This is a genomic window from Microcoleus sp. D2_18a_D3, assembly GCF_036702455.1.
Lineage (GTDB): Bacteria > Cyanobacteriota > Cyanobacteriia > Cyanobacteriales > Microcoleaceae > Microcoleus.
In genome coordinates this window covers 1-25,474 of record NZ_JAUBTK010000021.1, presented here as the reverse complement: position 1 = coordinate 25,474, position 25,474 = coordinate 1, and the positions used below count along the sequence as shown (strand labels likewise).

Genomic DNA, 25,474 nt, shown 5'->3' with positions numbered 1-25,474 from the left:
CGGACGGACATGGCGCATTTCGGGCTATCCACTAAATTGGTGCAATGTCAATATATGGGTTGAGTTGATGAGGGCGATCGCACTTTCTAAACTGTCGTAATCACTCTTTAAACTCAACTACTTTTCTTTCCCTATAAAAGGAGAGTCGATATTTATCTGCCAATTCTCATCAACAAATTGCAGGTTTTCATCATAAACGATCGTCAATTCGCCAAGATTTTGTGTGCTATTAGGATGCGACGAATCTTGAGAATTCACCCGCTCGGCTTGGAGAACAAATTTTAGTTTAATCCAACGTTTTCTGCCTGTAACACCAATCGAACTGCTGACTAAATCGGCGGACAGGGAACGGGGTAAGATAATTTCTTCATAAAATTCATCTTGTTCGTCCCAGTAACCGCAGAGTTTATAATCGCATAATTCTAGATGCTCTGCTACCAGAGAGTTGGCATCTAGATTTTCTAATACTTCTGTTAAATCTTGCCAAACAGGGTGATTTTTTAACTCAATTATCGTCATAGCTTGTGGATGATTAATGTTCAGTGAAAAAACCAGGGAAGTGTAGGACTCCATCTAGGATTTTTCCGTGAAAGCGGCGATCGCCTCCTTTGCCTAGCACTTTGGATTTTAGCTCGTAGTCTTCAACTTCTGAAGGAACAAGACCAATATTACCGCGAGGGGCAACAATTCCTTTTTCAATCGCTTTTAAATGTTTGTTGTTTTGGTCATACTTGATTCCGAGTTGTATTTGAGCTTGACTAAAAGATACTAGCAGCCCATTAGTTGCTTGATATATGGTATCAGGCTGAATATCTGCCCAGCTATTGGGTAGAGGTTCCATTTACTTTAATTAAAAATATTTTTCAAACATTAGTCTGGACGGGAAATACCAATTGTTTGAGCACATCCAACCGCGAACAGTCCCAGTAATCGATGTGAGAAACAATTAAACCGTCACTGTTGACTTTCAGTTCGCTCCTACCGGCGATCGCCATTTTCGGTTTCCAAGGTAACGGTGCGATCCAGCTCAGAGTCCAGCGAGTGTCTATAGTATCTCCCGACTGCGAAATCCCGTGCAAATCGAGATTTACATCCTGAAAAAAAGTCCCCATAAACCCGATCATTTTGCGGTAGCGATCGACTCCTGTAAATCGATTCACCGGATCTTCAAAATAAACATCTTTTGCATAGATGCTGTAAGTCTGATTATCGGGAAATCTTTGATAATCGTCTTTGAGAATTTCAAGAATGTCCATTTCGAGCGATCGTTATTCTTATATTATTAGAATATAATTTTAACACAAGAGAGCGAGAATCCGCAATTCTAGTCCAAATTGTGATAGTATATCGGGTTATTTCCTGCCTTGCCAACTTTCACCTTAACATCACAACTATGATTGACCTCTACACTTTTACCACACCGAACGGTCGCAAAGTCTCGATCATGCTCGAAGAAATAGGTTTACCCTACAACGTGCACGTCATCGACATCACAAAAAACGACCAATTTAGCCCAGAGTTCATCGCAATCAACCCCAACAGCAAAATTCCGGCGATAGTCGATCGAGATAACGGCATCACCGTCTTCGAGTCCGGCGCTATTCTAATCTATCTTGCCGAAAAAAGCGGCAAATTTCTGCCCACAGACAAACAAAAATACTTTCAAGTTATAGAGTGGCTGATGTTTCAAATGGCCAGCGTCGGCCCGATGTTTGGTCAGCTAAACCACTTCAAACGCTTTGCACCCGAACAAATTCCCTATGCGATTAGGCGCTACGAAAAAGAAACCTTGCGCCTCTACGGAGTATTAGACACTCAACTAGCAAAATATGAATATATCTGCGGCGACTATTCGATCGCCGACATTGCTACCTATCCCTGGGTTGCTATTTACGAATTTCAAGGATTAAGCCTCGACAACCACCCCCACCTCAAACGTTGGGTAGAAACCTTGCAGAAGCGTCCCGCAGTTGAACGCGGAATGGCTGTTCCATCATTATAAACCCCCCATCTAAATTGTATTTTTGGGAGGGCGGGACACCCCACAAGCAAGTTGACTTTTGTGGAACCGGCTTCTAGCCCGTTCTTAATAAACAGCGGGCGGGCTAGGAGCAACGGCCCACAAAGCAAGTTTACTGGTTGTGGAACGGGCTTCTAGCCCGTTCAAAAAAAGCCCTCAAACTCAATCAGCGAAATGCTTAATAATCGCCTCAGCAAACTCCGAACACTTCAACTCAGGCACCGGTGGCTCCATCAACCTCGCCAAATCGTAAGTAACTTCACCGTTAGAAATTGCCGCTCCCAAACCCTTCTTAATCAAGTCTGCTGCTTCCTGCCATCCCATGTATTCTAACATCATCACCCCGGACAAAATCAGGGAACCGGGATTAACTTTATCCAAACCAGCGTGTTTCGGTGCAGTGCCGTGAGTCGCCTCAAAAACTGCACATTCATCACCAATATTCGCACCGGGGCCCATACCTAATCCACCGACAATGGCGGCCGCCGCATCGGACAAATAATCCCCATTCAGATTCATTGTCGCCAAAATCGAATACTCGGCCGGTCGGGTTTGAATTTGTTGGAAAATACTGTCAGCAATTCGGTCGTTGACCATGATTTTTTCTTTCCACTGACCGCTGCCGTGACTGTCCCAAATTGCAAACAGAACGTCGGCAACTTCTTGACGAATTTTAGCTTGTTTTTCTGGGGTCAAGGCATCGTATCCCGGATCTATTTGGCGAGCATTATCTTCTAAGCTAATGTCGGGATTTTTTTCTTTGTTGCCCAGAATCCAAGACTCTCTTTCCGTTACGCACTGAGCGCGAAATTCGGTGGTTGCTAATTCGTAACCCCAATCTCGGAAAGCTCCTTCGGTATATTTCATGATGTTGCCTTTGTGCACCAAAGTCACTTGCTGCTTTTCTTTTGGCAACCTTAAAGCGTGGGTAATGGCGCGCCGTACTAAACGCTGAGAACCTGTTTTGCTAATGGGTTTAATTCCGATTCCAGAATCGAGGCGAATTTGTTTTTTGCCATGTTCTGGTGTTGCTGGAATTAACTCATTATTGAGGAATTCAATCAATTTTTTGCCGATTTCGCTGCCTTTAGCCCATTCAATTCCGAGGTAAATATCTTCTGTATTTTCCCGGTAAATAATTACATCTAGGAGTTCAGGAGTTTTGTGTAGCGATGGTGTTCCAGCATAATATTTGCAGGGTCGCACGCAGGCGTAAAGGTCGAAGATTTGCCGCAAAGCTACGTTTAGCGATCGAATGCCGCCCCCGATTGGGGTTGTCAGTGGCCCTTTGATGGCGACTCCGTATTCTTTGATCGCGTCTAAGGAATCCTGGGGCAGATATTGGTAAGTACCGTAGACATCGCAAGCTTCGTCGCCTACATAGATTTTAAACCAGTTGATTTTTCGATCGCCACCGTAAGCCTTTTCTACCGCAGCATCCATGACTTTCTGGGATGCAGGCCACAAGTCAACGCCGGTACCGTCGCCGCGAATGAAGGGAATAATCGGGTCATTGGGGACGATCGGCGAACCGTCTTTGAAAGTAATTTTAGAACCAGTTGTCGGGGCTACAATCTTTTCGTACATATTTTAACAGCGCGGATAGGAATGTTCCCTATTTTGCCACGATTATCTGCCTAAACCTCAACCCATCCTAAATATTTGTATAAATTTAAGTTTGATTTTTGGGATATCGTCTGCCCGTCACTGTGACTTTTGGGCGATCGCCAATTTAAAAGTTAATTTAAAAAAGTAGCAAAGATAGCAGAATTTTCTATCAAATCTCCCTCTCTATCTTTCAAAGCTACGGTTGAGAATATGCTGGAAACAAGTCAGTGGATTTTAGATTTTAGATTTTAGATTTTAGATTTACTCCACAGATGAATCTGGGAGATTGAACCTTAGTCTAAAATTTTGGGCGCATCACGGCTTTTGTCGGAAAGTTGTATGCGTTTTTGGGCGGGATCAAAATGGTGATTGTAGTCGCCGATTAACGCAAATCAACGCAGATTATTTTCACAAAATTTGCATTTATTTGCGATATTTTTCCTTCTGCATATTCTTTTTGACAACCCACAATATAAACCAAATGACAATAATCACCACAACTATTTTGGCAACCGGGCCCAGATACTCCTCTACAAGTGTATAATTTTCCCCTAGTTTATATCCGGCAAAAGTCAGGAAACATACCCATAAAAGAGTGCCTCCAGTTGAGTATAGTAAAAAAGGAATTAAAGGCATATTATTGATGCCAGCGGGCAGAGAAATTAGGGTGCGAACTCCCGGTACGAGGCGACACAAAAACACGGCTTTGTTGCCGTGTCTGTTAAACCATCTATTTGCTTTGTCAATATCGGCGCCCGATACAGTGATCCACTTACCGTATTTGTCGGCTAAATTCCTCAAGCGTTCTTCGCTCAATAATTTACCCGCATAGTACCAGGGAAGCGCCCCCAGAATTGTACCGATTACTCCTGCTGCGATCGCCGGGGCTAACTGCATATCCTCACCCTTTGATGCCGTGAATCCTGCCAGCGGCATAATCAATTCTGAGGGTATGGGCGGGAAAAGATTTTCTAAAAACATCAACAGGCCTATTCCGAGATAGCCCATCGATTGCATTGTGCTAGTTATCCATTCAACCATTTTGATTCACTAATTTGGTAAGAAGAAGCCAGTAGTCATTAGTCATTAGTCATCCCTCGTTCCTAGACTCTGCCTGGGAACGCATATCTAGAGGCTCTGCCTCGACTCCCCATGAGGGAGGCAGAGCCTCCTTGTATTCATTCCCCGACACAGCGTGGGAACGATAAACGATGATTAAGTGCCCGAAGTCCAAGAGTTTGTGTACTCAATTTGTTCGGCAGTCAAGGTATCAATGTGAATACCCATTGCTTCCAATTTGAGACGGGCAATTTCTTTGTCAACTTCCACGGGGATTGAGTGAATACCAGGCTCTAGTTTGCCTTTGTTCGTAACTAGATATTCGCAGGCTAAAGCTTGGTTAGCAAAGCTCATATCCATCACGGCGCTGGGGTGTCCTTCGGCTGCTGCCAAGTTGATCAAACGGCCTTCGCCCAACACAATAATCGACTTGCCATTATTGAGGTGATATTCTTGAGTGAAAGACCGAACCGTTTTCACGTCGGTGCTTTTTGCGCCGAGAGATTTGAGGTCAATTTCAATGTCGAAGTGACCGGAATTGCAAACAATTGCGCCGTCTTTCATTGTCTCGAAATGTTCGGCACGAATGACGTGTTTGTTGCCCGTAACGGTAATGAATATATCTCCGACTGTTGCTGCTTCGTCCATCGGCATGACGCGGAAACCGTCCATCACTGCTTCGATCGCCCGAATCGGATCGATTTCGGTGACAATTACGTTAGCACCCATACCACGGGCGCGCAGTGCCGTGCCTTTGCCGCACCAACCGTAACCTGCAACCACAATATTTTTACCGGCTAACAAAATATTGGTAGCGCGGATAATGCCGTCTAGGGTAGATTGACCGGTGCCGTAGCGGTTGTCAAAGAAGTGCTTGGTGTCGGCGTCGTTGACGTTCATTGCGGGGAAAGTCAGCACACCGTCTTTCAACATGGCCCGCAGGCGCACGATGCCTGTGGTAGTTTCTTCGGTAGTTCCGATTAAGTCGGCAATTTGGTTCGGGCGGTGCTGGATCAGTGCGGCTACTACGTCGCTGCCGTCGTCGATGATAATATTGGGGCGGTGGTCTAGGGCTGTGTAGACGTGACGTTCGTAGGTAGCCGCGTCTTCTCCTTTGAGGGCGAAGACGGAAATGCCGTAGTCTTCAACTAAGCAAGCCGCTACGTCATCTTGAGTGCTCAAGGGGTTGCTGGCGATCAGTACGGCGTCGCCACCGCCGAGTTTGATGGCGATTGCCAAATGAGCGGTTTCTGTGGTTACGTGGCAGCAAGCAGCCAAGCGAATGCCAGCAAAAGGCTTTTCTTTAGCGAAGCGTTCTTGAATTTGCCTCAAAACGGGCATTTCCCGGCCGGCCCACTCGATGCGTTGCTTTCCCAAGGGGGCGAGGGACAAGTCTTTGACTTCGTGTTTAATCTTGACGGATGTAGCAACCATGTATGTTATTTCTCAGAAATCATCAAACTTTGTTAGTTTTAGCAGATTAAGTCATCGGCGGGCAAGTGCTGTGATTTTACTCGATCGGGGTCGGCGCTGCTAATCTTAAATTTTGATTGTGTTTTAATGATTAGCGAACGAGTCGAGGGAGTCACCCGCACAGTGAGAGTCAAACATTCCTGTCGGCCGATGGATCTCAATCTTTTGTGTTAGCGTGGCATTTTTTAATTATTTGACCGAAAGCATCCAGGATACAAGCCCCCGAATTTATCCGTGGGGTCAAGGCTTCCATCGAAAATCGAAAATCGAAAATCGAAAATCGATTGACACTCTCACTTGGGCTGCTGGCAGTTTGATCGCCTGCGTGGCGTTCCCAGCTTGGCAGCCTGCAGATATGATCAGTTGGTTAGGACTTGGTTCAGCAGGGATTAGTTTCCCGTTCCCAGACCTCTTCAAATACTTTTTAGCGGAAATATATAGCAGTCCGATCTGAGTCTCACAACACAACGCCCTCTTGTCTTCCTAGACTTGTTGTATAGCAAGACTTTCAGATTTTATGGCTCTAGAAAATCACTTAGGATTGCTATAGTTGCTGTTGCACGAACCGTTTCAATTGGGCGATCGGATAATTGTAGAAGGCTTTGAAGGTACTGTTGAAAAGATTTTGCTGCGTTCAACTCAAATTATTAGCGATCGGGGAGAGCGAGTTATCGTGCCGAAGGCGATCGTATTTGCCAATTCAGTGCGGGTAAGCTAATCCGCATTTAAATTGCGGCGAACTAACTTGCCTTTAAATTTAGCCTATGATGTTGATACTTCAGGCTTTAACGATGGTTCTTTGCATCTTATTGTTCGCTATTGGACGCTGCGCGAACAAGCACAGGTGCGACGGACAAACACCAGGGCTGTGGTGGCGATTAAAGTAGCGTGCATCCGGGCGGACATTAAAATTCCTCAACCGGTACTGGTGACTTTGTACGATCGAACAATTTACCGTGAGGGAGTTTTGAATTTTGAGTGGGGAGAGGGAGAGAGTGGGAGAGTGGGAGAGTTGGAAAAATCCTCTTGCTTCACGCTTGACTTCTTCCCTCAACACCCATCCGTTAACTCCGTTAAATCCCGTATACTGGGCGTGGCCGAACTTTCCTCTGATATCAAATCCGCGCTTCGACAGTCGGGCGTAAAATCGAGTCAACATCCAGCACTCAACCATCATTCAGTTTGGCGACCCCTCCTTCAACAGTCAACAGTCAACAGTCAACAGTCAACACTCAACAATTCCGGAGGAGTGCAACCAGAATTGATATGAATTCTCCCTTCTGACTTTTCAAATCAAGCAAAAGGCGAGCCGATTTCTCATTAGCGCGCCTCCTAATTGAATTTTATTTTGTCAAGCGTCATTGAGGATATTGTTCCGGTTGAAAAAATCATGAAGTCGTCTTGCTAGCGCGGCGGCGGCGCGCTGCAACCAAACCACCCAAACCGAGAGCCAAACCAGTCATTGTCATGGGTTCTGGAACTGCTTCTGCGCTGACTGTGAAATCTTGGAAGTCTGTGTCGTTTCCGCCACCGCGATCGTCGAAGCCAATTAACGTGCCTCCGTTAAACAGAGAACCTGTTCCGTTTGTGAATTGTCCCGCAGCTTGGAAGACGTTCGTGGTTTCTTTGTCGAGCGCGTTCCACAGTTGCGATTGCGCGCCAAACACCGCTTGCTGGCTGCCGCTGTTCAAGGCTGAGGTCGAGTAGACACTGCCGTTGCCGCCACTGTTGAGTCCCAAAGTATAAATTTGATTTGCCAGGAATGTGAATACTGCCGAGCCAGAACCCAAGACTGTATTACCCAGAGTTCCTTTCCATTCGTTCTCCCAGGTGTTGTCTGAGGATTTAGTTTCCGAAAACAGGGTGCTAACTAGAGTGGCAGCCGAGTCCTTCACGGTGTAGATGCCCAAAGAGGAGGTATACCCACCGTGAGATTCTTTGAAGTTAAACTTGACGCTTGTATCTTGGCTGAATGTGATGCCGTTGGTACCAAAGGAGAAGGCCTGAGCTGGAGCTCCGGCGCCAAACAGAGCTGTGGCGGCGGCGGTAGCTGTTAGGGCGGATAAGAGTTTGGTATTCATAAACCTGTTCCTTTTGTGCGATCGTCTTAATAATTTCATTATGCGATACTTTGTTTGTATTTGGGGCACTTTAGGTAAAGTTTGACATATTCTTTATCAAGCCTTTACATATCCTTCATAAATTCTCTCTATCACATCTGCAGGCGGGCGATCGCCTCCTAATAATACCCACTAAATAATTATAAATATTGTGGCTTGAAACCTTGCCGTAGCGGGCATGGGAGCGCGGGTCAGCCCAAGTGATTTGGATCGAGCTTAGGCTAATTTTTTATTATATTGTCAAGTCTCAATCCTCAACAGCAAACACTTAAGTATAAATACGGTAATATTCGTGGGTACGGACTGTTACAGAAGTTTTCTATTAACCTGAAACTGGGAATATTTGTTTTTTGGGACTTGTGTAGGGGAGTTAAAGTAGTTTATCTATCGGGTAAATTACGTACAAAATGCGATCGTTGGCTCTACGTATTTTGGTTGAGTTAAATAGATCCCGTGGCGTCAGATATCCCACAGATGCGATCGACCAGATGCAATTTCTGCCGATTGAAGCGGTAAAAGACGGGATTGCCCCTCAACCAAGATTGTATAGAGAAGGTCTGGCCCCGTCTTTGCTCCCGATCGCCCGCATCAAAACAGACCGCTGTAGCGTTCCTCTGCCCAAGGTTCGCCCCGCCGATGGTAGCCGTTGCGTTCCCAAAAACCGAGTTCTTCGGTTTCTGTAAACTCCAGGCCGTTAATCCATTTAGCGCTTTTCCAAGCGTACAAGTGGGGAACTACCAGCCGCATTGGGCCGCCGTGGTCTGCGGATAGAGGTTCGCCGAAGACGGTGTGGGCGAAAAAGTTTTCTTCTCGGAGGAAGTCGGCGAGCGCAATGTTAGTCGTGTAGCCGCCGTAGCAGTGTTCCAAGACGTGCATAGCTTTCGGATCGACTTCTATATAGTTCATAAAATCTGTGACTTTGACTCCAGTCCACTGCACGTCGAGTTTTGACCACCGGGTGACGCAGTGAAAATCCGCAGTAAAGTTACTTTGGGGCATGGCCTGGAAGTCCGACCAAGTGAAGGTTTTTGGTTTTGCCAATCCCCAGACTTTAAATTCCCAACTCTCAATGCTGACAGAGGGTGTATCGCCGTAGGTCAGCACAGGAAAGCCGTTGGCGAGGTATTGACCCGGGGGGACGCGATCGCTGTTTTCTAATTCTGGCTTGCGAAAAAATTTGCCCAGCATTGATTCACGCTCTACAGTAACTGACTGCAATCCTCACTATAACTTGCAGAGATGGCCGCATTGCAATTCATCTCAAGGTAGAAAGTAAAAGCACCTCAGCAGAAATAAAAATTCCACAATCCTGCCTGATGCCAACCTCCTTCTGCCTTGTGAGAGAGGCTAAGCTAAAAATTCCCAAATATATCACCCCATAGTATGAATTACCTAACCTTAAATTTTATCGCAATTGATGGTGCATTTCTGAATCTTTGATGTATTGTAACAATATGCTCAGATGCCATATGTAAAAAACATTGATGGGGTAAAAATCATGATCACAAGTTGCTTGATTCCTTTGACGGTCTGCTTGGTTGCTTGGTGGGTGACTGCCGGGACTGACAACAGAACGCTAGACGGAATTCCGGCTCCGATAGCTGCAATTATTGGAGTTTGTTCGTTAATTTGGTTTGTGGCGGCGTGTCCTTGGCCTGTTGAACTCGCTCTAGTCTTGGCGGTGGTGGTTTTTGGCAAAGCTTATTTGCAAAAAATCTTGAAAGTTGGCTGAATTTTCAGGGCTAGCGCTCCTATGATTTGCGGGAGCGCGATCGGGTGCTGCTACTTTGTTAAAATTTTTCGCGATTGGTCTGGCTAGGTTCTCCGAGGGGGTCGCAAAGACGGAACCAACCCCAGAACTGGTGAAATTCAATTTACATATTTCGGTTAAAAATTAGAATATCAAGATCGACAGAGAAACCCGGTTTATCTTAGATAAACCGGGTTTGTGGGGGGCTAAAATTTTCAAACATCCCGCAAGAATTGCTTAGGACTTAGACAGTCGGAACACAAGAAACCGGGTTTCTGAGTCCAGGAATGTTGCTATATGTGCGTAAAATGGCGCTCTGTTAAATTGGCAAGCGATTGATATCTTTATTAGAACCAATTACTACCATCGCGTCGCCCTTTCTCAAGCGTTCGGTTGGCTCCGGATTAATCTCGAACTTGTCGGCGCGCCCGACTGCTAGCAAGTTCAAACCATACTTGCGCCGGAGCTCCAATTCGGAGATGGTTTTACCGTCAAACTTTTCAGGAACGAGCAACTCAACGATGCTGTGATCTGGGTCGAGGTCAAAGCGTTCTAAAATGCTGGGTTTTGTAAGAAGGCGGGCCAAAGAGCAGCCCATTTCTCGTTCTGGAAAAACTACATGATCTGCGCCGACTTTTTTCAACAGTTTTAAGTGAGTTTCCGAAGAAGCTTTGGCTATTACGTGACGTACCCCCCCTTCCTTAAGATTAAGGGTGGTGGTAATGCTTTCTGCTAGGTAATTGCCGATCGCAACAATCACTGTTTCAAATTCAAATATGCCGGCTTCAGCAAGAGCGCTAGGCTCAGTAGAATCTAACTGCACAACGTGAGCAGCAATACGATCGGTCAAAGCTTGAGTTACTTTTTTTTCATCGGTGTCAACTCCCAAGACTTCGTAACCCAAGCCGTGCAGAGTCGAACACACAGCTTTGCCGAAGCGTCCCAAACCAATAACGGCAAACTGCTTGTTGTCGGCGCGCAAAGTGCGAAAAAAATTCAAAGATGACAGGTTCACTGAATATCCAGCGCTGAGCGTCTTGCTGTTTAAATTTTAGCAGAGACAGCGCCGCCTCCTTTTGGTTTTTAGGTAAGTAGTAAAAGTTGATTTGGGTTGTCACCCATTGTTTAGATTATCAGCAACGAGGCAGGATTTTTTTATCCCACTAACAAACTTTCCTCAGCATACTTAAAAGACCTGGGTTTTGGGTCGCCGAATGCAGCACTCACCAGCAGCAGTATCCCAACCCGACCTATGTACATTGTAGCAATCAAAATCAACTTACCGATCGCTGAAAGCGTGGGTGTAATCCCAGTGGAAAGACCGACCGTGCCAAAAGCTGAAACGGCTTCATACAGCGCTGCGATAAATTCTACTTCTGGATTGGTCAGCTCGATTAAAATTGCAGATGTGAACGCGACCAACAGGGAACCGAAGACTACGCTAATGGTTTTCAGAATCATGGGTGGCGGGATTTGACGCTGATAGCACTCCACATCTTCCTGGCCTTCGATAACTGCTGTGGTACAGCAAAACAATAGCCTAAAAGTTGTGGTTTTGATTCCGCCGCCGGTGCTGCCAGGACTAGCGCCGATAAACATCAGCGCGATGGTCAGAAATAGCGAGGCTTCGGTCATTTGGCCAATGCTAATTGTATTGAACCCCGCCGTGCGGGGAGTAACAGATTGAAACCAAGCTGCCATCAGCTTTTGAGGAAAAGTTAGAGAGCCGAAAGTGTCTGGGTTGTCGTATTCGAGCACCAAAAAGGCTACCGTTCCTAAAATTAAAAGGACAGCCGTTGTAGTGGTAACAACTTTGAAGTTCAGGGAAAAAACTGTGCAGATAGGGCTTTTGTTGAAGCGATCGCGCAGCCACAAGTACATTTCCATAATTACTTGATAGCCGATTCCCCCAAATATGATTAAGCCGCTGACTGTGAAGTTAACCATAGGCGAAGTGATGTAGCCGATCAAATTATCTGAATAGATGCTAAAACCCGCGTTGTTAAAGGAATTAACGCTGTGAAATATAGCAGACCACACACCCTCTTTAAATCCGTATTGGGGGACGAAAACCGTCATCAGCAAAAACACTCCTGTTAATTCAAACAAAAGCGTTGTTGCTAGAATTGACTGCACGAGTTGTACGACGCCGGCTAGCCCGGATTTGTCGAGAGATTGTTGCAGGGCAACTTTGTCTTTCAAGCCAAAGCGGCGGCCCAATAACAGCAGCAAGAAAGTCGTGGCTGTCATGTAGCCCAACCCTCCTATTTGCACCAGTAAAACTAGGCACAGTTGCCCCCAAAAAGAGTAATATTTTCCGACATCTACAACCGACAAGCCCGTGACGCAGACAGAGGAAGTAGAGGTAAACAGTGCTGTTATTGGATCGCTCCAAGTTCCATCAATTGTGGAAAAGGGCATCATCAGTAATAGAGCACCTATGAGGATGACAGCGAGAAAGCCCAAAGCAATGGTTCGCGAGACAGTCATTCGATTTTAGGTTTTAGATTTGAGATTTTAGATTTGAGAGGGAACCCACAAATCGATTTGAGATTTGAGGTTTGAGAGGGAAGCCACAAATCGATTTGAGATTTGAGGTTTGAGAGGGAACCCACAAATAGAGCGTCGGGCTTGAAATCAGGACATCTCTATCTGGCGAAGGCCGGAGACCGATCGAACTCAATAGCCAAATTCTATGACAACATCGGGAAAATAACGGTAGAATTCCTTTAATAACTTGCGATCCGGCGATGACATCAACACTTTACCAGCAAATTCAGCAACTTTACGACGCTTCTAGCGGTCTGTGGGAGCAGGTGTGGGGCGAACATATGCACCACGGTTACTACGGCCCGGATGGCAATTTGAAAAAAGAGCGCCGACAGGCTCAGATAGATTTGATAGAAGAACTGCTGGGCTGGGCTGGAGTACCGTCAGAGAAGGCACTCTGTGAATCTTACCGCATTCTCGATGTCGGTTGCGGCATCGGCGGCAGCACGCTGTATTTGACTCAAAAGTTTAGTTCGATCGCGGAAAATAATTTAAAGTTGGATGGCAGGAGCGATCGTGATTTTAGCATATCTGCCGAACAAAATAAAACGGGCGCTAGCGTTACAGCGACCGGGATTACTCTGAGTCCGGTACAGGCCAACAGAGCGACCGAACGCGCTAAAATTGCCGATGCTCAAAGCAATGTGAATTTTTTGGTCGCAGATGCTTTGAATATGCCTTTTCCTGATGAGTCCTTCGACTTGGTTTGGTCGCTCGAAAGTGGCGAACATATGCCCGACAAAATTAAGTTTTTGCAGGAATGCTGCCGCGTACTCAAGCCGGGAGGAACTTTGATTTTGGCTACTTGGTGTCACCGCCCGGTGGGAGAAACGGCGGGAGAATTAACTGATGAAGAGAGAAAGCAATTGGCAGAAATTTACCGGGTTTATGCTTTGCCTTATGTGATTTCTTTGCCGGAATACGAGGAAATTGTTCGCAGTTTGCCTTTGACAAGTATTCGCAGCGCTGATTGGTCAAAAGCTGTTGCTCCTTTTTGGGATGTGGTGATCGATTCTGCTTTGACTCCGAGCGCGATTTGGGGTTTGCTAACGAGCGGTTGGACTACTATTCAAGCTGCACTTGCTCTCGGATTGATGAGCCGTGGATATCAGAGCGGGTTGATTCGTTTTGGGCTGATTTGTGCTGTAAAATAACAGGCATATATCAGAGAAGTTTTGAGTCTTGAGTTGATGAGTAAGGTGTGCATTGCACACCCTACAGAATATTATTTGTTTGGTGCGGGTGTGAGATTTATGGGCAATGATTCGATGGGCAAGTCTTGGATTGATAAAAATGGCTCGGCTCCGCAAAGCTGGGTGAGGGCATTTTGGGAGTTTTCTCGGCCGCACACAATTGTGGGTACTAGCTTGAGTGTATTGGCTTTGTACGCGATCGCCCAAAGTGCGCGGCTGTTTGTGAATCCTGTATTTGCGCCCCTAGCTTGTGCCTGGTTGGCTTGCATTTGTGGCAATATTTATATTGTGGGATTGAACCAGTTAGAAGATGTTGAAATTGATAAAATTAATAAGCCGTATTTGCCGATCGCATCGGGAGTGTTTTCTCGGAAAACCGGGGAATTAATTGTAATTGCAACGGGAATTATAGCAATTTTGACTGCTGTTTTACAAGGCCCGTTTTTGCTGGCTACGGTTGGCGTTAGTTTGGCGATCGGGACTGCTTATTCTCTGCCGCCAATTCGGCTGAAGCGGTTTCCTTTGTGGGCGGCGCTGTGCATTTTTACGGTGCGGGGCGCGATCGTAAATTTAGGCTTATTTTTGCACTTTAATTGGGTGTTGGGTTTGGGAAGGGCGAAAAGCGCTTTTTCTGGCTGGAGTTGGGAGAGTATGTCTTTTGAGATTCCTGCGGAAGTTTGGGTGCTGACGGTTTTTGTTGTGGTGTTTACGTTTGCGATCGCCATTTTTAAAGATATCCCCGACATGGAAGGGGACAAGCAATATAATATTACTACGTTTACGATTGAGCTGGGTAAGCCGGCCGTCTTTAATTTATCTCGCTGGGTGTTGACGGTTTGTTATTTGGGCGCGACTTTGGCGGGAGCGATGGTGTTGCCTAATGTTAATTTAGTGTTTCTGGCAGTTTCTCATTTGGCGGCTTTGGGTTTGATGTGGTTTTGGAGCACGAAAGTTGATTTGGACGATAAAATAGAAATTGCTGCATTTTATCAGTTTATCTGGAAGTTGTTTTTCTTAGAATATCTGATTTTTCCCGCCGCTTGTTTGTTGGGGTAGAAGGGGGAGAAGGAAGAAGGAAGAAGGAAGAAGGAAGAAGGAAGAAGGAAGGAAGAAGGAAGAAGGAAGAAGGAAGTTCGGCAACGGATTGTGTAACGGATGTAACGGATGTCAGGAAGAAGGAAGAAGAAGGAAGGGGGAAGAAGGAAGAAGGAAGGGGGAAGAAGGAAGAAGGAAGAGTTAACAAATTAGAACAAGTGGGCAATTACAAGTTAGCGAACTCCCAAACAACCAAGACAACTATGGCTTCTCAAAAAAAATCGCGAAAATCTGCTGGCAAATTGGGTGCAGAAGACTGTTTGAAATTAGCTTGGGAACATCACCAAGCGGGACGTTTGTTAGAAGCTGAGAATTTGTACCGGCAAATCATAGAAGTACAGCCGGAATCAGCAAACGTGCTGTGTTTGTTGGGAATAGCGGCGAGACAGCAGGGAAAAATTGCAGAGGCGATCGACTTTTACGAAAAGGCGATCGCCCAAAACCCCAATTTTGTAGAAGCACATTTAAATAAAGCTAATCTTTTACTGGATGTAGGCGAGTATCAAAGGGCGATCGCCAGTTACGAACAAGTCATCAAAATTCAGCCCAATTCCGCACTCGCTTACAATAATTTGGGCTGGGCAAAACAGCAATTATGCGAAATAGAGTCGGCAATTTTATATTACCAAACAGCGCTGCAACTCGACCCCAACCTGTACGAAACAGCGCACAATTTAGCACATTTATTTAAAGAAAAAAAACACTTTAACGAGGCGATCGCCTGTTACCTGCACGCTTTAAAAATAAATCCCAACTTGACATATTCTCTGATGGGTTTGGGAACAGTTTGGCAACAACAGGGGAAATTTGCCGAAGCTTTGAACTGCTACCAACAAGCTGTAAAACTAGAGCCAAACAATCCCGAAGCTCACAACAATGTAGGAGCATTTTACCACGAACAAGGCAATGCAAAAGCAGCAATATCCTACTACAGACAAGCATTAAAATTAAAGCCAGACTTCGTGGAGGCTCTTAACAATCTCGGACACGCTTTGGTCGATTTAGGAGAATTTCAAGAGGCTTTTTATTGTCACAGTCGAGCCTTGGAATTGCAGCCAGACAACGCCACCGCACACCTGGAATTCGCCTTAACTTTGCTATTGTTCGGAGATTTTCAGCGCGGTTTTGCTGAATACGAGTGGCGGTGGCGCACTCCGCAACTACAACCGAGGCAATTTAAACAGCCGGTTTGGGATGGTTCGGATTTGCAGGGAAAAACTATTTTACTGCACGTCGAGCAAGGCTTCGGCGATTCGATTCAGTTTATTCGCTACGCCCCGATTCTTCGCAGCCGAGGGGCTAAAGTTATGGTGGCTTGCTATCCAGAACTGCTGCGGTTGTTTGCGACAGTTCCTGGTATTGAATATTTATCAGTTAGTCTGGAAGGTTTGCCAGAATTTGACGTTCACGCACCTCTGATGAGTTTGCCACGAATTGTGGGGACAACTCTGGAAACAATACCAGCAAATGTTCCTTATTTAGCTCCGCCTGCTGAGTGCAAGTTTGCGCTTTCTTCTGATGCAAAATTGAAGGTAGGGATTGTTTGGGCGGGGAGCCCGAAGCGCCGGAAAGACAATCAGCGTTCTTGCAGCTTGAGCGATTTTATTCGATTTTTGGATGTTCCGGGAATTGCTTTTTATAGTTTACAAAAAAACTTGTCCGAGAGCGATCGCACTTTGTTGAACCAACACTTAGTGCCGGATTTAACTCCGCATTTGAACGACTTTGCTGATACCGCTTCGGCTATATCTCAACTGGATTTAGTCATTACTGTCGATACGGCTGTGGCGCACTTAGCCGGTGCTTTAGGAAAACCGGTTTGGGTGCTGCTTTCTTTTGCTCCTGACTGGCGCTGGCTGCTGGATCGTGAAAACAATCCTTGGTATCCAACTGCGAGGCTTTTCCGCCAAAGTCAGCCGGAAAGTTGGCAAGAATTGTTTGAGGAAGTGCAGGCGGCTTTGAGTTTATTTGCGATCGCAAATACTGCTAGTTATTCGGAGGATTCTGCCAAAGATTCGCTTGACTTCGTTTCACTTGCAATGACTGCTAATCATACGCCTGACCTCGATTCTGTAGCTCTCAAAATGACAGGTGCAAGGGTAGTTCAAGAGAGTAAACAAATATTGGTGATTGCGAGCGAAGGGTTAGCAGAAGGCTCTGCAGCTAAGCAATCGCAGGGGATTGAGACATCGATTGCGATCGGAAACGGCGGGGAGAATTTAGTTGTTTTAGAGGATTTATTGCGGCAAGCAGAGCATTTAATGGAAACAGGAGATCGGGAAGAGGCGATCGCCATTTACGAACAGATTATATCTCTTGACCCAAGTTGCGTCCAAGCGCGGATTAATTTTGGTTTTCTCAAGCAAGAAAATGGCGAATTAGACGCAGCTATGTCGCATTACCGAGAAGCTTTAGCGCTTAATCCCAATATTCCTCAAACATCTTACAACTTGGCAAAGATTTTTGAGGAACAAGCTCAAGTGGAAGAGGCGATCGCACATTACGAACAAGCTCTTGTCGCTGAACCGAATTTCGTACCCGCACTGATTAATTTAGCTGTCGCGCTGCAAGAAAAAGGCGAACTTGTAAGGGCGATCGAGCTGTACCGACGAGCGCTGGAAATTCAGCCGCATAGCTGGGAAGCTTACAACAATCTGGCAACAGTTTTGCAAGAACAGGGGAATTTAGAAGATGCGCTGGAGTATTATCACAAAGCTCTAGAATTGCTGCCGGATTTTGTGGAAGCTATCAACAATTTAGGCAGGACGTTTCTGGAAAAAGGCGCGGTAGAAGATGCGATCGCCTGCTACAGACGAGCAATTCATTTAAGTCCAAATCACGCTAGCGCTCACCTGAATTTATCCTTGGCTTTGCTGTTGGTGGGAGATTTGGAAAATGGTCTCGCTGAATATGAGTGGCGCTGGCAAATTAAAGAATTTCACACTGGTCATTCCTGTTTTTTGGTGGGGCCGGATAATACTGTTTCGGCGAGAGAATACCGGCCTCTATGGGACGGTTCTGATTTGGTGGGAAAGACTATTTTGCTGCACGCCGAACAAGGTTTAGGCGATTCGCTTCAGTTTATTCGCTACGCTGCGATCGTCAAAAATAAAGGCGGTAGGGTCATTGTGGGCTGTTACCCGCAATTGCACCGTTTATTTGCAACGGTTGACGGCATTGATTTGCTAATAGTTAAAGGGGAGCCACTGCCGGAATTTGACGTGCAAGCGCCGATGTTGAGTTTGCCCTATATTATCGGTACAAAGCTGGAAACAATACCGGCAAATACTGCTTATTTATCTCCGCCTGCGGGTGCTGAATTTACGCTTGGGCCCGATCGCACTTTGAAAGTTGGGATTGTCTGGGCGGGGAATCCAAAACACCGCAAAAACAAGCAGCGTTCTTGCAGTTTGAGTCAGTTTCTGCCGCTTTTGGACGTTTCGGGGGTAAGTTTTTACAGCTTGCAGAAAGAGGTTTCCGAGGCCGATCGCGCGCTGTTGAATCAAACGTCTATCGTAGATTTGAGCCCGTATTTTGGCGATTTGGCCGATACTGCGGCTGCGATCGCCAAACTGGATTTAGTCATTAGTGTCGATACCGCTGTAGCCCATTTGGCGGGCGCTTTGGGTAAACCAGTGTGGATTTTGCTGGCGTTTTCGCCGGATTGGCGGTGGCTGTTGGAGCGTGAAGATAGTCCTTGGTATCCAAGCGCAAGGCTGTTTCGCCAGCATCAGCGGGGCGACTGGGAGGACGTTTTCGATCGGGTGGCGGAAGCTCTAGGCGCGGTTGCTGCAACATTTGTGCCGTCGGATTTGGCGGATGCAGAGTTTCGGTTGGGCGTGGATTTGCAGCAGCAAGCCGATTTTGGCGGTGCGATCAAATGTTATGAGCGGGCGATCGCGATCGATCCTAATTACGCAGCCGCGCACAGCAATTTAGGCGTTGTCAAACAGCACAGCGGCCAGCTAACAGAGGCGATCGCGCACTACCAACAAGCCCTCTTCATCGACGGGAATTTGGCGGAAACTGCGAGCAATTTGGGCAGTGCGCTCGCAGAAGTAGGGGAGACTGAAGAGGCGATCGCACAATATGAACGGGCGCTTTCTTTGAAACCGAATTGCGCGGAAGCGCTAATTAATTTGGGCCTGTTGCGGGAAGAACAAGGGGATGTGGCGGAGGCTATAAGCTGCTATGAGCAAGCGATTCAGGTCAATCCTAATTGCGCGGTGGCTTATTTGAATTTGGGAATTGCTTTGGAGGCACAAGGGGAGGATGCGATCGCGAATTACGAACGGGCGATCGCGAATTACGAACGGGCGATCGCGCTCGCTCCCAATGATGTGGAGGCTTTGCAGCATTTAGCATACGCCTCGATCCGACAGGGCCGAGTTGCAGATGCGATCGCCTACTACGATCGAGCTCTGGCGCTGCAACCGGCTTTGGCAGAAATCGATCTCGCTTTGGGGAGTTGGCTGTCAAACCAAGATAAGTTAGATGAGGCTCTAGCTTTTTGCCAGCAGGCGATTCAGAAATTGCCAGCCAGTGCACAGGCTCACTGCAATCTCGGAATTGTCCTGCAGAAACAGGGCAAAATTGAAGATGCGATCGCCTGCTATCAGCAAGCTTTGAGCCTGAAACCCGACTTTCCTGAAGCTTTGAACAATCTGGGCAAAGCTTTTGAGGAAGCGGGAAACATGGCAGAGGCGATCGATTTTTACCGTCGGGCGATCGAACTCAAACCCGGTTATCTCAATCCCCTCTACAGTTTGGCAAGTGCTTTGCACAATCGCGGACAATTTGCGGATGCTGTCACCTACTACAGCCAAGCAGTTAAATTCAATGTCGCTAGCCCCGAATCTCACCTAAATTTAGGTTTAGCTTTGCTGCTGGCGGGAGATTTTCAGCGCGGTTTTTCCGAGTACGAATGGCGACTGCTGGTTCCACAAAAAGAGTACCCGGACTACAGTTTTCAACAGCCGGTTTGGGACGGCAAAGATTTGCAAGGAAAAACTATTTTGCTTTGCCCGGAACAGGGTTTAGGCGATGCAATTCAGTTTATCCGCTACGCAGATTTAGTTAAACAAAAAGGCGGTAGGGTAATTGTTTGGTGTTTGCCGCAGTTGCTGCGCTTGTTTGCACAAGTTGCGGGAATCGATGAGTTAATAGTTAATCCAGAGGATGCGCGAAATTTTCAAGTTCGCGCGCATCTAATGAGTTTGCCGCACCTTCTGGGAACAACTTTAGAAAGTATACCCGCCAAAGTTCCTTATTTAGCTCCGCCGCCCGGTTTGGAATGTACTATTCGCCAAACTGCTAATTTGAAAATAGGGATTGTGTGGTCTGGAAATGCTCAACATTCCCAAAATAAAGTGCGATCGTTACCGCTAAATTTGTTGTCCCAACTGTTAGATATTCCGGGAGCAGAATTTTACAGCTTGCAAAAGGAAATGACAGCAGACGATCGCGCTTTGTTAGAGCAAATGCCCGTAACAGATTTAAGCTCTAATTTGCAAGATATGGCCTATACTGCGGCTGTAATATCGGCTCTGGATTTAGTGATTTCTGTAGATACTTCTGTGGCGCACTTGGCTGGTGCTTTGGGCAAACCCGTGTGGATTTTGCTGTGTTTTGTGCCGGATTGGCGGTGGATGTTGCAACGCGAAGATAGTCCTTGGTATCCGACGGCGCGGCTGTTTCGCCAGTCTACAGCGGGGGATTGGGAAGGAGTTTTAGAAGAAGCTGCTTTGGCGTTGAGAGAAAGAATTTATCAGTATCAAGAAGCTCGATCGCCAATAGAAACTCAGACCAATATTCAATTATATCAAAAACAGTTCAATCAGGCAAATATTCTCAAGTCGCAAGGAAGATTTGCCGATGCGATCGCTTATTTTAAAAATGCTTTAGTTTTGCAGCCGAATTCGATAGAAGCCGCCACTAATTTGGCAGTGACGCTGCACCAAACAGGCGATTTAGCCGAAGCAGCCGCCTATTATCAGCGCGCGATCGAAATCGATCCGAACTGCGCTCAAGCGCACAATAACTTGGGTATTTTGCTGCAAGATCGAGGCAATATACCCGATGCTATATCTTGTTTTCAAAAGGCGATCGCCCTGAATCCGATTTACGTCAAAGCTCTCAACAATCTCGGCGCGACACTCCAGCAGCAGGGCGAGTTGCCGACTGCGATCGCCTGTTTTCGTCAAGCACTTTCTGTCAATTCCAATTATGCGCCAGCGCTGGTAAATTTGGGTGCGGCGATGCAAACACAATCTCAGCTAGCCGAGGCTGAACGCCTTTACGAGCGTGGAATTGAAGCAGAACCGCACAATCCTAAAGGACACTATCACCTGGGAACGTTATGCTTGGCTGCGGGAAAAATAGAACAGGCAATTTCTAGCTTGGAACGAGCCATATCTTTGAGTCCTAATTATATAGAAGCTCTTACTAATTTAGGCAGTGCTGTTGAACAATTAGGAGACGTGAATAGAGCAATTTTTTGTTACACTAAAGCTCTTGAAATTGATGCAAATTGTGTTAAGGCTCACTTCAATTTAAGCTTAGTCTTGCTGTTGACTGGGGACTTGTCGCGCGGTTTAGCAGAATACGAGTGGCGCTGGCAAACAGAACAGGCGAAAAAATTACCACGGTTGAATTTTGACCAACCAGTTTGGGACGGTTCAGATTTGAACGGCCAAACTATTTTGCTCCGATCCGAACAAGGTTTGGGCGATGCCATTCAATTTGTGCGATACGCGGCAATTGTGCAGCAAAAAGGTGGCAAAGTAATCCTTTCTTGCTATCAAGAACTGAAGCGTTTATTTAAGCAGATTCCGGGGATTGAACAAGTGGTGATTCGGATGAATGAATTGCCGGATTTCCAACTGCAAGCACCGCTGATGAGTTTGCCGTATATTCTCGGAACAAATTTAGAAAATATACCGGCAAATGTTCCTTATTTAGCTGCGCCGCCGAATTGGCAATTTTCCCTAAATTTGGATGGCAAGTTTAAAGTTGGGATTGCGTGGGCGGGAAGTGCGGAACATTTGAAGGATTTTCAGCGATCGAGCGATTTAAGCTATTTCCTGCAATTGTTAGATATTCCCGGTGTAACTTTTTACAGTCTTCAGAAAGAAATGTCGGCTGGCGATCGTACTTTGTTAACTCAAATTCCCGTGATAGATTTGAGCGACAATTTGAACGATTTTGCCGATACTGCGGCGGTGATATCGCAGCTAGATTTAGTAATTTGCGTGGATACTGCTATCGCGCACTTAGCCGGTGCTTTGGGTAAACCGGTATGGATTTTGCTGTGTTTTATGCCGGATTGGCGGTGGATGTTGGAACGCGAGGATAGCCCTTGGTATCCGACGGCGCGGCTGTTTCGGCAGCAAACACCGGGCGATTGGGTGGGAGTTTGCGATCGGGTAAAAACAGCCTTGCTAGAGAGGGCGGGCACGGGGGCACCGCCCCTACAATCTACTCGTTCCCAGGCTGTGCCTGGTAACGCATATTCAGAGGCTCCGCCTCGATTTGCCTTATCGCCCGCACAGGTACAATTTCACATAGCAAATGCTTTACAAAAACAAGGTAAAAAAGCCGAAGCAGCAGATCGCTACGAACAAGTAATTGCCGCCTCACCCAGCCACGCAGAAGCCCACAGTTGTTTAGGTGATATCAAACAGGAAAACGGGCAAATAGCCGAGGCTATTGCTCATTACCAAAAATCGCTAAGAATCAATCCCAACCAGGCTGAAACTAACTTATACTTGGGTTCCGCCCTCGAAGAACAGGGACAAGTCGCAGAGGCGATCGACTTCTACAATAAAGCAATTCAACTACGTCCCAACTCGCCAAATTGGCGCTTGAGACTAGCCTTCGCTTTGCTCTTAACTGGAAATTTTGAGCGTGGTTTTGCGGAGTACGAATCGCGCTGGCAAACTGAAGAATTGGAGCAGCGCTCTTTTGAGCAACCGCTTTGGGACGGCTCTGATTTGCAGGGAAAAACAATTTTATTGCACCCGGAACAAGGTTTTGGCGATACGATACAGTTTATCCGTTACGCGCCTTTAGTTAAGCAAAAAGGCGGCAAAGTTATTGTTGCTTGTCATGTCTTGCTGAAGCGTTTATTTGAAGGAATTGCAGGAGTCGATCGAGTAGGAGTCAGGCCGAGCGATTTGATAGATTTTCAAGTGCAAGCCCCGCTGCTAAGTTTGCCCAGAATTCTGGGAACGACTTTGGAAAATATACCGGCAAATATTCCTTATTTAGCCCCGCCACAGGATTTTAAATTTTTCCTAGAGCCGAACAATAAACTAAAAGTAGGTATTGTGTGGGCGGGCGGCCCGCTGCACCGCAACAATCATCAGCGATCGTGTAAATTGAGCGATTTTGTGAAATTTGTAGATGTTCCGGGAGTGAGTTTTTACAGTCTTCAGAAAGATTTGTCAGCGGGCGATTCCCAACAGGATAGCAGCGCTTCACGCACTTTATTAAAGCAACACCAAATTGAAGATTTGAGCGAACATTGCGTCGATTTTGCCGACACAGCAGCAATTATTTCGCAACTCGATTTAGTAATTTGCGTAGATACTTCTGTCGGGCACTTGGCCGGTGCTTTGGGCAAACCTGTCTGGATTTTGCTGTCTTTTGTTCCCGATTGGCGCTGGATGTTGGAACGCGAAGATAGCCCTTGGTATCCCACTGTGCGTCTGTTTAGGCAGCAAAAAGCGGGTGATTGGGATGGAGTTTGCGATCGCATAAAAGCAGCCTTAGAACAGCTAATTTCCCATCCTCTCCCTCGTTACCAGGCAGAGCCTGGTAACGCATATTCAGAGGCTCCGCCTCGGCTTCAACCCCCAGAAACTCCGCCTCAAATTCAACCACCAGAAACTCCCCCACAAATTACAGGAATGGGCATCAGTTGGCCGATCAGCATCACCAGCGGCTGGGGAATTTACGCCATGAATTTAACACTACAACTGCGGCAAAATCCTGCCTGGGAAGTTGCACTTTTAGCACCGCCCTCAATCACCTCAGAATCGATGAATCCCCTGCATAAATCGCTGTTGTTACCTGTAATTGAAAAGCACAAAAATTTTCAGGAATTAGTAGCAGCAAATTCCGACAAACAAATCAGTTGTAATTTTCCCGTACTTTACGCTTTGGGGAATAATTTAGCATCCTCTGGAGTTGACAATCAAATTACCAGCGCTTGTCAAATAGGAGTCATATTTTTTGAAGACACACGAATCACAGCAGAAGCACTAGAAACGGCAAAAAAATATAGCGTGATTGTCGCAGGTTCTAACTGGAATGCGGATGTTTTGAGAAGCTGCGGCTTGACTAATGTGGCGATGGTACATCAAGGAATTGACCCAACAATTTTCCATCCTGCACCCAAATCTAATCTATTTGGCGATCGCTTCGTCATTTTCTCCGGCGGCAAACTGGAATATCGCAAAGGTCAAGATATTGTAATTGCCGCTTTCAAACGATTTCGCGCCAAACATCCAGAGGCTTTGTTACTAACAACATGGCACAACTTCTGGCCTCAGTATATGCTAGGAATCGAAAAAACCGGAAACGTGGCCGGACTTCCCAATATCAACCGCGACGGAAGTTTAGAAATTTCCCAATGGTTAGTGGCTAACGGTTTGCCGGTGGACTCTTTTATCGATATCGGCTTAATTCCAAATCACCTCACCGGACAAATTTTGCAAGAAGCCGACTGCGCTGTTTTCACCAACCGCTGCGAAGGGGGTACTAATTTAGTCGCGATGGAAAGTATGGCCTGCGGAATCCCGACTATTTTATCAGCAAATACTGGTCATTTAGACTTGATTTACAGCCACATTTGCTATCCTTTATGGAGTCAAGGACGAGTAAAACCGACTGCTCCTTTTTCCGGTGTAGAAGGTTGGGGAGAGTCTGATGTGGCAGAAGTTGTCGAGGCTTTGGAACAAGTTTATACTAATCGCGAAGAATCAAAACGGATCGGTTTAGCTGCGGCTAATTTTATGCTGGATTGGACTTGGGAAAAACAGGTTAAGCGCTTTCTTGATGTCATATCAAATTCGCTTTAACAATCCTCTTTTTCCGGCGAATAGAATTCGCTACCACACAAACTTTAGTCCGCCTAAGCGTTGGCGCGCTGGCTTGGTTTAGGCGGACTAAAGAATAACTGGAGTTTAGACTAAAAAAGAGAGAAGGGTGGCAAAAGCAGGACTTGAGCCACCGCGCCGGGAGAGAATGAGGGTGAAAAATAAAACCTATTGACTCCCTCAATGAACAGTGAACGATTAAAGGACTTTCGTCAAGCAGCATACGAATTATTGGTGCGAGCGAAAGATGCCACATTCGAGCTGATGGATGCAGTGATGACCACCAGGAATGCGTCTTGTTTGGCAGAATTTTCACTCAGCCCGCTATTCAATCGACAATGGTCAAGTATCTATGAAGCCTTACAAGACTGTAGACCTGACCGAAAAAAACTGATGGAGTTGTATCGAGAGCAATTAGAACAGCAAGTACCCGCAACAGAACATATATTAGTGGCGATTGATCGTACTGTATGGGGGAGACCAGACGCTAAAACCTTAAAAGACAG

18 protein-coding genes are annotated in these 25,474 nt (G+C 46.3%); 8 read left to right on the top strand and 10 right to left on the bottom strand.

Annotation, left to right across the window (positions count from 1 at the left end):
* Positions 1-117: 117 nt before the first annotated feature.
* From QUB06_RS12525 to QUB06_RS12515, 3 genes are read right to left on the bottom strand one after another with little or no spacing between them, the layout of a single operon-like run.
* Positions 118-519 carry a hypothetical protein gene (locus tag QUB06_RS12525; RefSeq protein WP_333316972.1) on the bottom strand — a complete coding sequence of 134 codons (402 nt, stop codon included), beginning with the start codon at positions 517-519 and terminating at the stop codon, positions 118-120.
* 13 nt (positions 520-532) lie between these two features.
* Entirely contained in the window at positions 533-841 is a 309-nt protein-coding gene (locus QUB06_RS12520) for a hypothetical protein (protein WP_242718312.1), read from the bottom strand.
* Positions 842-863: 22 nt separating this feature from the next.
* Positions 864-1,256, bottom strand: a complete 393-nt coding sequence (locus QUB06_RS12515; RefSeq protein WP_333435524.1) for a DUF2358 domain-containing protein — start codon at positions 1,254-1,256, stop codon at positions 864-866.
* Between the two features lie 137 nt (positions 1,257-1,393).
* On the opposite strand from QUB06_RS12515, the gene QUB06_RS12510 reads away from it, so the two are divergent.
* Positions 1,394-2,002: a glutathione S-transferase N-terminal domain-containing protein gene (locus tag QUB06_RS12510; RefSeq protein WP_333435523.1), complete on the top strand. Its 609-nt coding sequence runs from the start codon at positions 1,394-1,396 to the stop codon at positions 2,000-2,002.
* 180 nt (positions 2,003-2,182) lie between these two features.
* On the opposite strand, the gene QUB06_RS12505 is transcribed toward QUB06_RS12510, so the two are convergent.
* From QUB06_RS12505 to ahcY, 3 genes are all read right to left on the bottom strand, one after another.
* On the bottom strand, positions 2,183-3,607 hold the full coding sequence (locus QUB06_RS12505; RefSeq protein ID WP_333435522.1) for an NADP-dependent isocitrate dehydrogenase: 1,425 nt from the start codon (positions 3,605-3,607) through the stop codon (positions 2,183-2,185).
* Between the two features lie 444 nt (positions 3,608-4,051).
* Positions 4,052-4,669 (bottom strand): DedA family protein, encoded by a 618-nt coding sequence (locus QUB06_RS12500; protein ID WP_333435521.1) that lies wholly within the window; start codon positions 4,667-4,669, stop codon positions 4,052-4,054.
* Between the two features lie 174 nt (positions 4,670-4,843).
* Complete coding sequence (ahcY, locus tag QUB06_RS12495; protein ID WP_333232159.1) at positions 4,844-6,121, bottom strand: adenosylhomocysteinase; 1,278 nt, start codon at positions 6,119-6,121, stop codon at positions 4,844-4,846.
* A gap of 589 nt (positions 6,122-6,710) precedes the next feature.
* Here ahcY and QUB06_RS12490 point away from each other — a divergent pair.
* Positions 6,711-6,878 (top strand): mechanosensitive ion channel domain-containing protein, encoded by a 168-nt coding sequence (locus QUB06_RS12490; protein ID WP_333435520.1) that lies wholly within the window; start codon positions 6,711-6,713, stop codon positions 6,876-6,878.
* Between the two features lie 27 nt (positions 6,879-6,905).
* Positions 6,906-7,430, top strand: coding sequence for a hypothetical protein (locus QUB06_RS12485; protein ID WP_333435519.1), 525 nt, complete (start codon positions 6,906-6,908; stop codon positions 7,428-7,430).
* 118 nt (positions 7,431-7,548) lie between these two features.
* Here the strand turns inward: QUB06_RS12485 and QUB06_RS12480 are convergent, their stop codons facing one another.
* Positions 7,549-8,241, bottom strand: a complete 693-nt coding sequence (locus QUB06_RS12480) for a PEP-CTERM sorting domain-containing protein (RefSeq protein WP_333286842.1) — start codon at positions 8,239-8,241, stop codon at positions 7,549-7,551.
* A 627-nt stretch (positions 8,242-8,868) separates the two neighbouring features.
* Positions 8,869-9,468 (bottom strand): sulfite oxidase-like oxidoreductase, encoded by a 600-nt coding sequence (locus QUB06_RS12475; protein WP_333435518.1) that lies wholly within the window; start codon positions 9,466-9,468, stop codon positions 8,869-8,871.
* A gap of 310 nt (positions 9,469-9,778) precedes the next feature.
* Between QUB06_RS12475 and QUB06_RS12470 the strand changes: the two genes are divergently transcribed.
* Positions 9,779-10,012, top strand: a complete 234-nt coding sequence (locus QUB06_RS12470) for a hypothetical protein (protein WP_333165369.1) — start codon at positions 9,779-9,781, stop codon at positions 10,010-10,012.
* Between the two features lie 337 nt (positions 10,013-10,349).
* On the opposite strand, the gene QUB06_RS12465 is transcribed toward QUB06_RS12470, so the two are convergent.
* Together QUB06_RS12465 and QUB06_RS12460 are read right to left on the bottom strand one after the other, a co-directional pair.
* The gene (locus QUB06_RS12465; RefSeq protein WP_333286844.1) at positions 10,350-11,045 is read right to left on the bottom strand and encodes a TrkA family potassium uptake protein; all 696 of its coding nucleotides are present in this window, start codon (positions 11,043-11,045) and stop codon (positions 10,350-10,352) included.
* A gap of 140 nt (positions 11,046-11,185) precedes the next feature.
* Positions 11,186-12,520, bottom strand: a complete 1,335-nt coding sequence (locus tag QUB06_RS12460; protein ID WP_333435517.1) for a TrkH family potassium uptake protein — start codon at positions 12,518-12,520, stop codon at positions 11,186-11,188.
* A gap of 260 nt (positions 12,521-12,780) precedes the next feature.
* On the opposite strand from QUB06_RS12460, the gene QUB06_RS12455 reads away from it, so the two are divergent.
* From QUB06_RS12455 to QUB06_RS12440, 4 genes are all read left to right on the top strand, one after another.
* Entirely contained in the window at positions 12,781-13,734 is a 954-nt protein-coding gene (locus QUB06_RS12455; RefSeq protein ID WP_333435516.1) for a methyltransferase domain-containing protein, read from the top strand.
* A gap of 36 nt (positions 13,735-13,770) precedes the next feature.
* Positions 13,771-14,829: a homogentisate phytyltransferase gene (locus QUB06_RS12450; protein WP_333435515.1), complete on the top strand. Its 1,059-nt coding sequence runs from the start codon at positions 13,771-13,773 to the stop codon at positions 14,827-14,829.
* On the top strand, positions 14,814-24,950 hold the full coding sequence (locus QUB06_RS12445) for a tetratricopeptide repeat protein (RefSeq protein WP_333435514.1): 10,137 nt from the start codon (positions 14,814-14,816) through the stop codon (positions 24,948-24,950). The genes QUB06_RS12450 and QUB06_RS12445 overlap by 16 nt, the downstream gene beginning before the upstream one ends.
* A gap of 201 nt (positions 24,951-25,151) precedes the next feature.
* A partial coding sequence (locus QUB06_RS12440) for a hypothetical protein (protein ID WP_333435513.1) occupies positions 25,152-25,474 on the top strand: 323 nt, incomplete at its 3' end.